Genomic DNA, 15,392 nt, shown 5'->3' with positions numbered 1-15,392 from the left:
GAAGAACGATATACCGATGTTTCCGTTTCTCTCATAAACGCAAGGAGGTCCGGGAAATTGCGAGACTCCAGTGGGATGAACATGAGCGGTGAGATCCCGCAAGGCGAAGCCAGAGGAAGCTCATCACATGCCCACGGAAAGCGAGTGATTCCCCGGACCTCCACACCGTTACTACCGTAACGGAAACAAACTATCTCGAAACTGAGTCTTCAGCAAAAGGGTGCTTTAATGGAAAAAATTATTATCAACGCAAAAAAGCTTGTAGAAAAACAGGTGTTTCTCTACAAGCTGAAAAACCCACGAAGAAAGGAATCTTCGTGGGTTTACTGATATTAAAGAGGGATTGTGAAAGTCGTCCTCTTCATTTTATTAGTTATCTTCTACGGTTTCTGTTACGAAGGAAGGTAGGAATATCCAGTGTGTCTTCTTCCTGGCCACCTTGTCCACCTCGTTGCTGGGATGGCATTTCCTGGTGACGAGGTTCTTCCCTTCTTCTTTCCAGACGGTCCGGCTGTTGTGGCTGCTGGTTTACACCGCCGCCCATTTGTCCCATATTTGGACGCTGCTTGGACTGGCTTTGGCTCAACTGAGCTTCATCAAAACCTGTCGCAATTACGGTAACTACGATCTCATCTTTTAGATTTTCATTAATGACGGAACCGAAGATGACGTTTACTTCCTGGTCAGCAGCAGAAGTTACAATATCTGCAGCTTCCTGTACTTCATAAAGGCTCAGGTTTGATCCGCCAGTGATATTCATCAGGACACCATGGGCGCCATCGATGGATGTTTCCAATAGTGGAGATGATATCGCTTTTTTAGCGGCTTCAACCGCACGGCTTTCACCAGTTGCAATTCCAATTCCCATCAAAGCAGACCCTTTATCCATCATGATGGTTTTAACGTCTGCAAAGTCAACATTGATCAGACCTGGGACTGCAATCAAGTCAGAGATACCTTGTACACCTTGACGAAGCACGTTATCCGCTTCACGGAAGGCTTCAAGCATCGGGGTGTTCTTGTCGACGATTTCCAATAGACGGTCATTCGGAATGACAATGAGCGTATCAACGGCGCTTTTCAGCCCGTCAATACCGCCTGTCGCCTGTACAGAACGCTTACGCCCTTCAAAAGTGAATGGACGTGTAACAACACCGACGGTCAACGCGCCAAGTTCTTTTGCCACTTGAGCGATGACAGGCGCTGCGCCAGTACCGGTACCGCCGCCCATACCAGCCGTGACAAATACCATGTCAGCACCTTGCAACGCTTCTTCCAGCTGCTCTTTGCTTTCTTCAGCAGCCTTTTTACCTACTTCCGGGTTGGCACCTGCCCCGAGACCACGGGTCAGCTTGCCGCCAATTTGCATTTTCACTTCTGCTTTGGACAGGTTCAAAGCCTGCGCATCCGTGTTGACTGCAATAAATTCTACACCTTGTACTCCGTGTTCGATCATACGGTTGACAGCGTTACTTCCGCCGCCACCAACCCCAATAACTTTTATCGTTGCTAATTGGTCCATGCTTGTATCAAAATCTAACATTTTTCGTTCCTCCCAGTTCAAAGATTACGAGACTTATTTTAGCTTCCATTCGTCAGTTATGAAGGAAACGTTGTTTAGTCGAAAAAGTATTTCAGTAGATTGGATAATCCTGATTCCTTTTTCTCTTTTTCTTCTTTTACAGGTTTCTCCTGCTGCTCTTGCTGCTTTGGCGTACTTCTTTTCTGTTTCTTCGGTCTAGGCTGTTGAGCATCCACCACCTGAACGGATGGAAAAATCTCTTTTCCTTGTATTTTCGCATTACGATAAGCGAATTGCAAGATTCCGACACCACTGGTAAATTGTGGTTCGCGAACCCCGATATAATCCGGAATAGCGAGACGGACATTCGCATGGAAGATATCCTGGGCAAGTTCCATGACACCAGGCATGCTCATCGAGCCTCCTGTCAGTACAAAACCTCCAGGCAAATCTTTTACGCCCATTCTGTGAATCTCTTGAGCGGCAAACACATAAATCTCTTCTAGTCTAGCTTCAATCATATCAGAAATCTGCAATTGATTGAATGTTTGTTTTCGATTACTTCCTATAATCGTCACTTCAAATTGTTCCTCTTCACGGGCATCATCGAAAAATGCATGGCCATGTTCCACTTTAATTTCCTCAGCTTCTTCTGTTGATGTCCGAAGACCGATAGAGAGATCTTTCGTAATGTTGTCTCCGCCCAAAGCCGTCATGCTTGTACCTTTCAGGTGGCCATCCTCAAATACAGAAACAGTGGTACTGCCTCCACCAATATCGATTAAAGCGACCCCAAGATTTTTTTCATCATCTGATAACGCTACTGTACCTGCAGCCAAAGGCTGAAGGCAGATATCCAACACTTGCAGTTCAGCTCTTTCCACACACTTCAACAAGTTATGTAGCACTGTTTTCGAACAAGTGATGATCGTACCTTCCATTTCCAGACGGACGCCAATCATACCGCGTGGGTCTGTAATTTCGTCCTGGCCGTCCACGATGAACTGTTTCGGAATGACGTCGATGATTTCTCTTTCCGGTGGTATCGAAATCACTTGTGCTGCATCAATGACACGTTTTATATCTTCATCGCCGATCTCCCGGTCATCACTGGAAACAGCGACCACACCATGACATGGCTGGAGCTGGATATGGTTACCGTTGACACCGACGACGACGCGATCTATTTTCATATCGACCATTCTCTCCGCCTGTTCGACAGCTGAGCGGATGGATTGGACAGTTTGATCGATATCTACAATGGCTCCTTTTTTCATTCCTTTTGATTTAGCGGTACCTACGCCGATGATATTCAGGGAATCATTCAGGATTTCCCCGATAATCACTTTAATCCGCGTGGTCCCAATATCTAAGCTTACTAATATTTCATTCTGATTCAAAAGCGATGCACCTCCTGCACTAAAGGCATATGAATAGTTCAAATATTATCGAATATAAGAAGAAAATACAATCCATTTCCCGTTTCGTAAATAGATTGATATACTATATGGTTCTTTCCACTTAGAAATATGGAAATAGAATCAAGTCATGTTCTGTTTCCACAGATAGATGTGATATTCCTCTTATTTTTCCGGATTTTTTTTCAGTTTTCTAGAATTGATCGTTTGAGTGATGAGATGTCTTCGGATGATCGCTATATTTTGGAATAAGCGTACACCAAATGCAAAGACTGCCGCAAGATACAAGTCAATACCCAGCTGCACTCCCAGGAATGCTAACAAGGCAGCAAGGGATACATTGGTAAAGAAACCAGTCAAAAACACGATATCATCGAATTTCTTTTCTAATTGTGCCCTTATTCCCCCTAATAGCGTATCAAAAGCGGCAAGAACCGCTATGGTCAAGTAATCGGTATAAGCGTCCGGTACCCGCAGATCCGTTAACAGACCCAGGATAACTCCGATGATTAAAAAGACAAATGGCAGCCACATTAATCCTCACCTGTTTCTTTACTGCTATCCAGCTCGAGCACGTCTATCTGCAGGTTATCTTCATAACCCGGGAGCTCTATATGCTGTTCTGCCTCCACTTCCATGGCAATCTGATCAAGGGCGAACATATCCCTGGAGCGACTCGCATTGACGTAATCCATCATCTTTTTGGGATTACTGGTAATGGCCTTTATCGTAATCGGCAAAGGAGGCATTGGGCGGTTATTGATATACGTCTCTCCATTTACATTACGGACAGGCGATATACTGATGAATCGCTCCTCCCCTACCCCGATCCCTGCAGCTCCAAAAGTATTCAGTTCATTGATCAAATGCGTCAACAGAGAGGGACTTACAGTAGGATAAGCTGGGGCCCCTTCTTCCCACTCCTGGAAAATAGGAGCAAGTGTTATAATGACTCCACTGCCTTCCAACTCTGCTAAACCAGCCTCCTGCTCTAATTGATGAATAGAGGACTTTAAAGTTTCCAGTTTTTCAGCGTCCGATACTTCTCCATACTCTTCAAGCGTCCGGTCAGCCTGAGCGATTTGCTCCAGTAATTCCTGCTGTAGTTTCTGCTGCTCCTGCAATGCCTGTCTGATCTCCCACTGATCACGTGTATCGCGGAGCTCAGGTTCGGAAGAGGCTGTTTGAAACTGGATTGCCAGCATGAAGCCAACCAGGGCAAAAATTAATGACATGAGCCATTTCGTACGTTTACTCAAGAAAATCACCCTTCACTCGAAAGCCTGGCATCCATTTGGATTTCCGCTGACTTTTCCAGCTCTACTTCAATGTTATCAGTAACAAGCTGATCAACTACTCCATTTTTTAAAGATAGACTGGAAAACAATACTTCAGGATCACCAATCGCTGTAATCACGAACGGTGCGGGGTGCTGAACGCCATCTATTGTGATGACCGGGCCTGTACAGGCGAAATAGCTGTTGCTGACGTATCGCTGACCATTAATCGCGATTGCCTTAGCACCGGCACTCTTTAATTCGTTGACTACTTGATGGATGTGAGGTTCATGGACGATATAACTATTGGCATGCTCTTCACTTGGAATATATGCTGCATCCTTTAGCGTCACCCTCAATCCAGGTCCCTTTACAGGCAATTGTCCAGTAAGCATCTGAAGTCTTTTCTTCCGTTCGACAAAATCTGCAATTTGCTGCTCGTTCGCAGCCAGATCATCTTCATAAGTCTGAACTGCTTCTGTTTTCGTTTGCAATTCTTCCCTTAGTTCTTTGTTCCTGGATTCTAAATCCAACAGTTGCTTTCGATAGTAGTATTCCTTCTCCCAGGTACGATCAGCAAGTTTTACCATTTGGGAGCTCTCGTCGGCTTGTGTATAGCTGTAAGAGACTAGAAAGCCGGTCCCTAATAGGACGAAAGCGAGAATAACATGCTTACCCCTGAGCTTCATCTTCATTCTCTCCCTGTTGATCTTCCCCGCTGCTTTCTACTTCAGAGGAACCTTCCTGCTCTGTGTCGGAATAAGATTCAAAGTAAGCGCCGACATCGATATGAATAATCCCTTTATCTTCAGGACTTAATTGTGTAACGATCGATGGATATGCTCTCATTTTCTTTGAAAAATTCCTGATCGTCCCTTGTACCTCATACCCATCATTCATATAAAGCTTAATTTGAAATGGATTGTCATCTGTAGGTGTCCAATGAATTTCAGAAATCAAATTAGCGACACTCGATGGAAGCTCTCGCAATTCCTTGGACATTTCCTCCAGGTAGGTTGCTTTATCAAAGTCAAGCAAAAGCGGTGCGTCACCGTTTGTTACACGCAATTCATAGGAGTCCAGCCGTTTGCCGTTTTCCAGTATCGGATAATAGCTTCCATCCACTCTAACGTAGCCTACGCGGTCATATTCGTCCACCTGGATGGTAATCGTGTTCGGAAAATCTCTGGAAACACTGACTTTTGCAACTTCCGGATGTCCTTTCACACCGGATTCTACCTGTTGCTTGTCCACTTTCCAGAAATTATCTTTCCCGGTTACATGACTCATTTCTTTGATTTCCTTATCGGAGACATGGACATTTCCTTCTACGGCCACTTGTTTTACATGGCTAAGGGGGGACTGTAAATACACAACGATCGCAATCAACAAGAACAAAATCGTCAAATAAAAGATCAAGCGCCTGTTCGCTTTCTTCTTCCTGGCATGTTTCAGCTTCGGAATACGATCTTCAATGGAAACAATATTTTTTTTCTCCATAATGATGATTTCCCCTTAACATCGTTCAATATCAGGGAAGATGGGATACTATGTAGGAAAAGTCATTCCTGCTAGCTCGTTATATCTCTATCATACAACAGTTTCCATCCATCTTCCGTTATTTTTAACTTTTGGAAATAATTGTTGCAAACTGCTTTTCCATTCTAAAAACGGGGCATTCCAAAGCATTGAAGCCTGGGCTGTAAAGTTGTTATCCCTAGCCGTCAAGGCTATCACCTTTAAGACCCGTTTGCATGTTCCCTCTAAGAAAAGCGATTAAACATATATCCACCCCTTCATTTTATCATGTTAGCCCGCGTTTTGTGACTCCCTGTGGCAAAAACTTCAGATTTTTTAATGATACTTTTATTTTCAGCTTTTAATACAGAAAAAAGCCGCAGCTATGCCCATTCACATAGTACGGCTTTGGAAAAATATCTCTGACTGTTCTTCAATAAATTATTCATAAATTTTCTATGGATGTAAATCCTTGTTTTTGATTTACCTTAAGAAGTATATTCCACTAAAGGCCCGAAAAGTCGAAGACTTGATTTCGAGATACTTTGAGGTCCGTTGCCGAACCAGGAGTAAGGGCGACTGGGAAACGGCTCGCTTTCCTGTGGGGGAGCCGCCAAGCCTCCTCGGTCGTTCACTCCCTGTGGGGTCTCGTCTGGGCCCTTCTCCCACGGGAGTCTCACCGTTTCCCCGCCACCCAGCTATCAAGAAGGTTAACGGACCCATGTATTACTCGGATCAGTCTTCCATATCCCCAATGTCCCTTTGATTGTGATGAGGCATAAAGCTCGTTTTTTTCATTTTATAGTCTTCCGTGCTGACCTGTTTCCGTTCCACATAAAACGCAAGGAGGGCCGGGAAATTGCGAGACTCCTCGAAAATGCTATGCATTTTCTTCGTGCGGTGCCTATTCAAGAAGCTTACTCAAAGTCCTATGGGAGGATAGTACATGGTGAAATCCCGCAGGGCTTTAGCCCGAGGAAGCTCACCGTACGCCCATGGAAAGCGAGTGATTTCCCGGACCTCCAAACGCTCACAACCATAACGGAAACAGTTTCTCTCGAAACTGAGTCTTCCATTAAAGGGAGCTTTAATTGCACAAATAAAATTTGGGTTTGATAGAGTGTGTAATTAAAGTTTTGAATAGCGGCTGACGCTTAGCAGAATGCCGACAGAGCATAATGTCAACGTTAAGGAAGAACCGCCGTAGCTTAAAAACGGTAGCGTAATCCCGGTAACAGGAATAAGTCCGGTTACTACACTGATATTAATCATTACTTGTATGGATATCATTCCTACGATGCCAAGTGCAAGAAGCGTACCATACAGGTCTGGTGCATATAAAGCAACACGGATACCCCGCCAAAGTACCAGCAGGAACAAGGCCAGGACGAATGCTCCGCCGAGAAAACCTAATTCTTCTGCCAGAATGGCGAATATAAAATCGGTCTGAGGTTCAGGCAGGTAGAAGAATTTTTGCAAGCTTTGCCCAAGACCAAGCCCCATCAGCCCGCCGGGACCGATAGCATAGAGCGATTGGATAATTTGAAACCCGCTTCCCAAAGGATCTTCCCACGGATTCAGAAAGGCGGTTATCCGCTTGATCCGGTATGGTGCAGAAGCGATTAATGCGACAAATCCAGCCAGACCGAGCAATCCTAACCCAACAAAATGAGCCCACCTCGCTCCAGAAACAAAAATCATCAGCATACACGTTCCCACTAACACGACGCCCGTCCCTAAGTCTGGCTGCAGCATAATTAATCCAAACGCGACAAGTACCAGACTTAATGCTGGCAGAAAGCCCTGTTGGAAGGAAGTGATATACTTTTGCCTCTCAGAAAGGAACTTGGCCAGGAAAATGATTAAGCCAAGTTTCATGAACTCAGACGGCTGGATGCTGAAAGCTCCGACGCCAATCCAGCTTTGTGCCCCTCCCCTTACCATCCCTACCCCAGGGATCAAGACAGCAATCAGGAAGATAAAACAGATAATCAGAAGCTTTTTGGCATGGGTCCTCCAAAACAGATAAGGCACCCTCGCTATAAAAAACATGGCCAACACACCAGCTCCGGCAAATAAAATCTGCCGCTTCGCAAAGAAGAATGAATCATTGAATTTATAGGTCGCCCAAATGCTGGACGAACTGTATACCATAATAACTCCGATAGTAAGTAAAGATAAGATACCAACCATCAACAAAATATCAGGCATGGCTCTCGGCTGGCTTTTTTTACTCAAGAAAAAACCCCTCCTCCAACTAAATTGGAAAATGGGGCTTTCATTTCTTTAACTGTGAACAAGCCCCTATTTCAGCTTATGCACAGCTTGGACATACATATGCCCTCTTTCTTCAAAAGTAGTATACTGATCCCAGCTGGCACATGCCGGTGACAGGAGTATGACATCTTTTTCCCCGGAAAGGTCAAATGCCACTTGCGCTGCTTGTCCTACATTATCAACTTTTTTAATTTCAGCAATACCGGCCTGCTGTGCTGCCTGTGTCATTTTATCCGCTGTCTCACCGAAGACCACCATAGCTTTCACATGGTCTAAAAATGGCACCAATTCATCAAAGCTGTTGCCCCGATCAAGACCACCGGCAAGTAAAATCACCGGCTGCTTAAATGCACCCAATGCTTTGGATGTAGCGAGAATATTAGTTGCCTTAGAATCATTATAAAACAGACGGCCCTTGATATTGCCGACAAATTCAAGCCGGTGAGGAACACCTTTAAAACTTGTCAGCACTTCTTGGATGCCTTCATCGGTAGCACCATTCAATTTCGCCGCTGCTACTGCCGCTAATATATTTTCCATATTATGCTCTCCAACGAGGACGATATCTTCCCGCTTCATAATGGAGCTGCCGTTATAATAGATATATTGTTCGTCTGCATATGCTCCCTCTTCCAATTCCTGCTTTGCAGAAAAAGGTACGAGAACAGATGCTGCATCATCGAGAAACTTAGCGATAACAGGATCATCGGCATTATATACGAGATAGTCATCCGCCGTTTGATTTTTGAAGAGACGAGCCTTGGCATGCTGGTAATTTTCCAACGTCTTATGGTAATCCAGGTGTGCTTCATAGATGTTCAATAACACAGCAACGGTAGGACGGAACTTTTCGATCCCCATCAGCTGGAAGGAAGACAATTCGATTACCATCGGCTGATCATCCGTTGTCTCTCTTGCTACTTCACAGGAAACTTCCCCGATATTACCGGCAATCCTTGGCTCTCTACCGCTCGCTTTCAACATTTCATGGGTAAGCGTAGTTGTGGTTGTTTTCCCGTTTGAACCGGTAATACCTACTATGGGACCATGATGAAGATGTGCGGCAAGCTCTACTTCGGTAATGACTGACAGGTTTCGCTTTTCCGCCTCTGTCACCAGACTATTGTCATACGGGATGCCTGGATTTTTCACCATGACATCGATACCATCCAACGCAGAAACCGGATGGCCGCCAAGAATGACCTCAGCACCTGCTTTTTCCAGCTCCTGCACCACCGGGTCATCCTCGCTTGCTTTATAGTCATTGACACGGACGTTTACACCACTGTCCAGTAATAACTTTGCTGCTGCTGTGCCACTTTTGGCAAGTCCTAAAATCAATGCATGCTGATAAGGAAAATCTTCTAATCGTTTCAACCTAACCACACCTCAATATAAATTCCTAAAATGGCAAACACCAGTCCGACAAGCCAGAAAGAAGTTACCACACGCCATTCTGACCAGCCTTGCAATTCATAATGGTGATGGAGTGGACTCATCCGGAATACTCGTTTGCCTCTCGTTTTGAATGATATTACCTGAATAATGACCGATAATGTCTCAATGACGAATACTCCTCCAATTACAACCAGGAGGATTTCCAGTTTGGTCAGGATTGCAACGATCGCAATCGCTCCACCTAATGCCAATGATCCAGTGTCGCCCATGAATACTTTAGCCGGGTGGGCATTGAATACTAAAAACCCGAGCAGTGATCCCACAACCGCTAAAGAAAAGATAGTAATCTCAAATTGCGGATTTCCTGTCCATGCCAGGATAGCAAAAGCACCGAATGCCAGAGCAGCTGTCCCGGCTAACAGGCCATCTAACCCATCTGTCAAATTGACAGCATTAGAAGCTCCTACCAGCATCACAAGAATTAACACAGGATAAAGCAGACCAAGGTCTACTTGGATATCTGTAGCTGGTACAGCTATGTAGGTCGGGAAATTATGCTGACGTAAAATTAAATAAACAACGACAGCGATGACAAACTGTGCGAGCAATTTTTGCTTGGAAGTCAACCCAAGATTCCGCTTCATGACTACCTTAATAAAATCATCAAGAAATCCAATCAATCCATACCCAATCAATACGAATAAAAGTAAAAAGACTTCAAAACTCATTGGTTCTGGATTAAATTTAGCTGCCATGATCAAGGTCGTTATGCTGACAGAAAACAGTACCATCAGCCCGCCCATCGTCGGCGTCCCTGATTTTTTCTGATGGCTTTCTGGTCCTTCTTCCCTAATACTCTGTCCGAACTTCAGTCTTCGAAGAAATGGGATGAATACAGGTGAAATCAGGACGGTGATTAAAAATGCGATGGCTATTGTAATTAATAGTACAAAATCGTTCATCTAATATTCCTCCTTTGTTCCTGGTACCGTCCGTTTAGTTCTCTACTAAAGGATCGATGATTGTTTCCAGTTTTACACCCCTGGAAGCTTTAACTAATACCACCGTATCCTTATCGAGATCTTTTTCTACTGCTTGATGCAAAGATGTTTTATCTGTGAAATGTTCGGATTTAATATTCAATTTCTTTTCCGCTACGGCTTTACTGATTTCATCGGCATCTTCGCCAAATGTATAGACAGCTGCAATATCTTCATCTATCACATCTGCGACACTGCGATGCATTGCTTTTGCATGGCTGCCGAGTTCATAGACATCACCGAGCACGAGAATTTTATTTTTCTTTTCATTCATGCCTTTGATGACTTCAATGACAGCTTTCATGGAAGTAGGGGAAGCATTGTAGGCATCATTAATAATCAATGACCCATGTTTTCCTGCCTGCCGCTCAAACCGCATGCCTGTAACCTGAATCTGGTCAAGTCCCTGCTGGATCAGCTCGCTGGAAAGCCCCATTAGACGGGCCAGCGTAATAACATAGCTCGCATTTTTAACATTATGCTTACCTGCAAGCGGTAATTCATAATGAACCCCGTCAATGACAAAACTGCTTTTCAGATCCTTTAATTTCAGGTCTTTGATCTGGGTTCTGTTATGTTCGTCTATACCACAACCCCAGTTATTCGGATCCTTTAATTCTTCAGCCAGTAACGGTTCATCCCCATCAAATATCAATGCCCCGTCACCTTTGAGACCGGCCTTGATTTCCAGCTTTGCTTTAGCAATCCCCTCACGGCTTCCTAAATATTCAATATGCGATTCCCCGATATTCGTAATCAGGGCGTAATCCGGCTTGGCAAGTCGACTCAACACCTCAATTTCCCCAGCCTGGCTCATACCCATTTCCAGAACAGCTACTTCCGTATCCTCCGGCATCGCGAATATGGTTAAAGGGAGTCCTATATGGTTATTGAAATTCCCGTCTGTCTTATGCGTCCGAAATTTCGTGCTGAGGACCGCTGCTGTCAAATCTTTGGTCGTGGTTTTTCCATTTGAACCGGTGATGCCAATCACTTGGGGGCTCACTTTGTTTAAATAGAAGCCTGCCATTTTCTGCATCGCTTCCGTGGTCTCATTTACAAAAAATAACGGGAAATCCGTCGGTACAAACCGAGGCACTTCCCTGTCTTTTTGCCATAAGGCAGCTACCGCTCCATTTTCGATCGCCTGTTTTAAAAACTCATGCGCATCAAAATTTTCACCGACAATCGGCACAAAAACACTTTGTTTCATTTCTTTTCTTGAATCTGTCATTACCTGACGTAAAGGAATGCTATCCATTGCTGCTCCCTTATATTCAGGGAACAGTTCACATAATTCTTTTACAGCAAACAACATCACTTACTCTCCTTTAGCTGCTTTAAAAGTTGTCGCGCTATTTCTCTGTCATCAAACTCATATCTTTTTCCGTTAATGTCCTGGTAGGTTTCATGACCCTTCCCGGCAATCAATACCATGTCTCCTGGCTGTGCTGTTTCTAAAGCATATTCTATGGCTTCCCGGCGGTCGACTATTCTGTCATACCCACCTGCCAAGTGATCGGTCATATCATCAAGAATCTGTTCCGGCGATTCTGTACGCGGGTTATCTGATGTGAAAATCGCATGGTCACCGAACTCCATCGCTACATCTGCCATCAGCGGGCGCTTTGTCCGGTCCCGATCACCACCACAACCGACCACTACCCTTACTTTGCCTTTACAAAACTCCCGCATTGTCTGCAACACATTATGAAGGGAATCAGGCGTATGAGCATAATCAATGACCACGCCGAATGGCTGATTCTCCTCTACGGGTTCAAAACGTCCACGGACACCCTTGGAGGCCTCCAGTGCCTTTTTAATCACGGCAAGTTTCACCCCGGAGGCAATCGCTGCCCCGGCAGCAGCCAGCATATTATATACATTGAATTTACCCATCAGGCTGCTGTTGATAAGGGTATCTCCTTCAGGGGTACTCAATGTAAATGTCGTCCCTTTTTCATGCAGGTGAAGGTCTTTCGCCATGATCGCAGCCTCCTTTTGAATGCCGTAACTAAGAACCGGCTGAGCAGTACTGCGTTTCATGACATCGGCCGCATCATCATCTTCATTGATGACGGCAAACTTCGGGTGTTGAGGATGGTATGTATTCCCCAGTTGGGCAAATAACAGTGACTTAGCATGAAGATATTCATCCATGGTGCTATGATAGTCCAGATGATCCTGACTCAAGTTCGTAAAAACGGCCACATCAAAGTCGCAGCCATGCACCCTTCCTTTATCTAATGCATGGGAAGAAACCTCCATAATGGTGGTATCCACGTTTTGCTCTTTCATGGTATGGAAACTTTTTTGCAAAAACAATGAGTCTGGTGTCGTGTTTTTCACAGGATACACCGACTCATTGATTTTCATTTGGATCGTACCGATCAAGCCGGTCTTATGCTGATTCATCTGGAAAACTTCCTCAAGCAGATAGCTGATCGACGTTTTCCCATTTGTCCCGGTTATACCGATCAGCTGCATTCCAGTCGTCGGATACTTGTAAAAAGTGTTGGCAATACTGCCCATTGCCCTGTTGGAGTCCGGGACAACCACATACGGTACAGATACATCAAGAGGGCGCTCACAAACGAGCGCTGCCGCTCCTTTTTGGATAGCCTGGTCCACAAAGTCATGCCCGTCAAAATGTTCACCAGGCAGACAGATAAACAAGTCCCCTTCTTTCACTTGACGGGAATCCATTTCCACTCCGGTTATTTCAATTTCTGTTATCGGTTGATTTGTTTGGAAATACGGTATATGTCTCAATAATTCTGGTAGTTTCAATATTATCATCCTAACTGTAAACACATTCTCATATATTATAGCAAAAGTTTTTCAATCTCACGATGACAGAAGAAAATTTACTCAGAAAAACTTGAATGAGCGAGTTGTTCTTAATTTGATGAAGGCACATAGGCGAATCAAGTGACCTCTAAACGGAATCTTTAAATAAAGGGAGCCATAACAGAAGTCAATGGTATAAAAACCTCATTCTCCTAAGTAAATTCTGATGGATGATCCCGTTTCTAACTTCACGCCTGGAGCAGGTGCCTGCTGGATAACTTTGTCGCCTTCTCCACTGACGTCTATATTGAGATCGATCAGGTAATTGGTGAGTTCTTCCCTGTCCATACCAACCAGATCAGGCATTTCGATCATCGGCTGATCCGGCCACTTGTACTCTTTCTCCAGACCGCCCTCTCTTTGTTCGACTCCTAACGCCCGCAAACTGTCCTCCATAATATTCCCTACAATCGGAGCAGCTACCACTCCACCGAACTGAATGGTATTCTTTGGATTGTCGACAGCGAGATATACAACCAGCTCGGGATCATCCGCCGGAGCGAAACCTATGAAGGATACGATATAATTATTTTTCATATAGGTCCCATCTTTGCCGACTTTCTGAGCGGTACCTGTCTTTCCACCCACGCGGTAACCTTCCACATACGCTCCCCTGCCTGACCCACTGGCTACTACACTTTCCAAAGCTTTGCTGACTTCCTCCGAAGTTTCTTCAGAAATAATTTGTTCTTTCAGCTTTGGCTCATTTTTTTCTACCAATTCACCTGACACAGGGTCACGCCATCCTTCCTGGATATAAGGTTCATAGAGATAACCTCCGTTGACAGCTGCCGCTACAGCCATTACCTGCTGGATTGGTGTAACCGATACCCCTTGCCCGAAAGCGGTGGTCGCAAGTTCAACCGGCCCTACATTTTCCGGCTTGAACAATATCCCTTTCCCTTCTCCCTGCAAGTCTATTCCTGTTTTTTTACCAAATCCAAAATTATCGATGTACTGGAATAATTTTTCTTTTCCCAGCTTTTGCCCTAAATTAACGAATCCTGGGTTACATGAATTTTGAACGACCTCCAAATAGGTTTGATCCCCATGTCCACCACTTTTCCAGCATCTTATTTTAGCACCATCGACATTAATTGATCCAGAATCGTGGTAATGGTCTTCGTGCAGATCCACCATACCTTCTTCCAGCGCTGCAGCCAATGTGATTATTTTGAATGTGGAACCTGGCTCATAAGTGCTCCATACTGGCAGGTTACGGTTGTATACAGAAGCATCAACTTCCTGGTACTTTTCCGGGTGGAAATTGGGTCTGCTCGACATACCGAGTACTCTCCCGGTCTTGGGATCGACTGCAATGGCTATCGCCCCATCCGGATTATATTTAGATACTGCAATATCGAGTTCCCGCTCCATGATTGTCTGTACTCGTTGATCAATGGTAAGTTGTAAATCCATACCATCCTGGGGAGCTTTATAAACATCGGCTTTATCAGGCATCCGTTTTCCTTTGGCATCCGAGTAAAAGGAAAGATAGCCCGGATCCCCGCTCAATTTTCCATCATAGAAAGCCTCGAGACCCATCAGACCCTGGTTATCGATTCCGGTAAAACCGAGCACGTGGGAAAGAAAAGCACCATTAGGATAGTGACGTTTAGAGTCCTGTGCTACATAGATCCCTTCCATCCTCAACCCCTGGATTGCTTTCGCCTGTTCCTCGGATATCTTTCTGCCTTCTGGATGAATTCTCTCGATCGAAATGTTTTTGGTTACATGCTGATAAGCTTTCTCCACAGGCATGTCCAATATACGAGCCAGTTCCTGTGCCGCTCGTTTTGGTTCCTTTATTTGTCTCGGAACGACCATTACCGTGGGTGCTGATACGTTGCCTACTAAAACTTCTCCTTCGGTATCCAGTATCTTCCCTCGTTCTGGCTCAAAAGTAATATCCCTGCTCCATGATTCTTCTGCATCGGCCACAAGAAAATCTCCAAGCACAAATTGTACATATCCCAGCCTGATCATAATGATCAAGAAAATGACCGCTGCCAAAATAAAAACAGTGATCAACCGTTTTCTGACTGTTACGAGTGATACGCGCTTCATCAACCTGGCCCCTTTCGCGCATAGA

12 protein-coding genes are annotated in these 15,392 nt (G+C 44.8%); all 12 read right to left on the bottom strand.

Translation table 11 applies throughout. The features are described 5' to 3' along the window. Window positions 1-373 precede the first annotated feature (373 nt). Window positions 374-1,543, bottom strand: a complete 1,170-nt coding sequence (gene ftsZ / locus B9Y67_RS15720) for a cell division protein FtsZ (protein ID WP_085508095.1) — start codon at window positions 1,541-1,543, stop codon at window positions 374-376. 74 nt (window positions 1,544-1,617) lie between these two features. Next, window positions 1,618-2,922, bottom strand: coding sequence for a cell division protein FtsA (gene ftsA, locus B9Y67_RS15715; protein ID WP_085508093.1), 1,305 nt, complete (start codon window positions 2,920-2,922; stop codon window positions 1,618-1,620). 183 nt (window positions 2,923-3,105) lie between these two features. Then, the gene (locus B9Y67_RS15710; protein ID WP_085508091.1) at window positions 3,106-3,474 is read right to left on the bottom strand and encodes a small basic family protein; all 369 of its coding nucleotides are present in this window, start codon (window positions 3,472-3,474) and stop codon (window positions 3,106-3,108) included. Next, entirely contained in the window at window positions 3,474-4,199 is a 726-nt protein-coding gene (locus B9Y67_RS15705) for a DUF881 domain-containing protein (protein ID WP_085508089.1), read from the bottom strand. The genes B9Y67_RS15710 and B9Y67_RS15705 overlap by 1 nt, the downstream gene beginning before the upstream one ends. A gap of 5 nt (window positions 4,200-4,204) precedes the next feature. After that, window positions 4,205-4,906 (bottom strand): DUF881 domain-containing protein, encoded by a 702-nt coding sequence (locus tag B9Y67_RS15700; protein ID WP_085508087.1) that lies wholly within the window; start codon window positions 4,904-4,906, stop codon window positions 4,205-4,207. Further along, window positions 4,890-5,717: a cell division protein FtsQ/DivIB gene (locus B9Y67_RS15695; protein ID WP_085508085.1), complete on the bottom strand. Its 828-nt coding sequence runs from the start codon at window positions 5,715-5,717 to the stop codon at window positions 4,890-4,892. Before B9Y67_RS15695 ends, B9Y67_RS15700 begins: the two co-directional genes overlap by 17 nt. 1,146 nt (window positions 5,718-6,863) lie before the next feature. Further along, on the bottom strand, window positions 6,864-7,946 hold the full coding sequence (spoVE, locus tag B9Y67_RS15685; protein ID WP_085509219.1) for a stage V sporulation protein E: 1,083 nt from the start codon (window positions 7,944-7,946) through the stop codon (window positions 6,864-6,866). A gap of 93 nt (window positions 7,947-8,039) precedes the next feature. Beyond that, window positions 8,040-9,389: a UDP-N-acetylmuramoyl-L-alanine--D-glutamate ligase gene (murD, locus tag B9Y67_RS15680; RefSeq protein WP_085508080.1), complete on the bottom strand. Its 1,350-nt coding sequence runs from the start codon at window positions 9,387-9,389 to the stop codon at window positions 8,040-8,042. After that, complete coding sequence (gene mraY, locus B9Y67_RS15675) at window positions 9,386-10,372, bottom strand: phospho-N-acetylmuramoyl-pentapeptide-transferase (protein ID WP_085508078.1); 987 nt, start codon at window positions 10,370-10,372, stop codon at window positions 9,386-9,388. Before mraY ends, murD begins: the two co-directional genes overlap by 4 nt. 34 nt (window positions 10,373-10,406) lie before the next feature. Further along, the gene (locus tag B9Y67_RS15670; protein WP_085508075.1) at window positions 10,407-11,768 is read right to left on the bottom strand and encodes a UDP-N-acetylmuramoyl-tripeptide--D-alanyl-D-alanine ligase; all 1,362 of its coding nucleotides are present in this window, start codon (window positions 11,766-11,768) and stop codon (window positions 10,407-10,409) included. Then, on the bottom strand, window positions 11,768-13,240 hold the full coding sequence (locus B9Y67_RS15665) for a UDP-N-acetylmuramoyl-L-alanyl-D-glutamate--2,6-diaminopimelate ligase (protein ID WP_085508073.1): 1,473 nt from the start codon (window positions 13,238-13,240) through the stop codon (window positions 11,768-11,770). Before B9Y67_RS15665 ends, B9Y67_RS15670 begins: the two co-directional genes overlap by 1 nt. Window positions 13,241-13,444: 204 nt before the next feature. After that, window positions 13,445-15,367, bottom strand: coding sequence for a stage V sporulation protein D (locus B9Y67_RS15660; protein WP_085508070.1), 1,923 nt, complete (start codon window positions 15,365-15,367; stop codon window positions 13,445-13,447). Window positions 15,368-15,392 lie beyond the last annotated feature (25 nt).

Origin of the sequence: Thalassobacillus devorans (assembly GCF_900176565.1) — a bacterium.
Classification (GTDB): domain Bacteria; phylum Bacillota; class Bacilli; order Bacillales; family Halobacillaceae; genus Thalassobacillus; species Thalassobacillus devorans_A.
Note: the sequence above shows the minus strand (reverse complement) of the source record. Positions and strands in the feature narration are given on the sequence as shown.

Bases quoted from the DNA above. Each gene is read 5' to 3' on its own strand.
- ftsZ (WP_085508095.1), bottom strand. From the start codon at position 1,543: ATGTTAGATTTTGATACAAGCATGGACCAATTAGCAACGATAAAAGTT.
- B9Y67_RS15710 (WP_085508091.1), bottom strand. From the start codon at position 3,474: ATGTGGCTGCCATTTGTCTTTTTAATCATCGGAGTTATCCTGGGTCTG.
- B9Y67_RS15700 (WP_085508087.1), bottom strand. From the start codon at position 4,906: ATGAAGCTCAGGGGTAAGCATGTTATTCTCGCTTTCGTCCTATTAGGG.
- B9Y67_RS15695 (WP_085508085.1), bottom strand. From the start codon at position 5,717: ATGGAGAAAAAAAATATTGTTTCCATTGAAGATCGTATTCCGAAGCTG.
- spoVE (WP_085509219.1), bottom strand. From the start codon at position 7,946: ATGCCTGATATTTTGTTGATGGTTGGTATCTTATCTTTACTTACTATC.
- mraY (WP_085508078.1), bottom strand. From the start codon at position 10,372: ATGAACGATTTTGTACTATTAATTACAATAGCCATCGCATTTTTAATC.
- B9Y67_RS15670 (WP_085508075.1), bottom strand. From the start codon at position 11,768: ATGTTGTTTGCTGTAAAAGAATTATGTGAACTGTTCCCTGAATATAAG.
- B9Y67_RS15660 (WP_085508070.1), bottom strand. From the start codon at position 15,367: ATGAAGCGCGTATCACTCGTAACAGTCAGAAAACGGTTGATCACTGTT.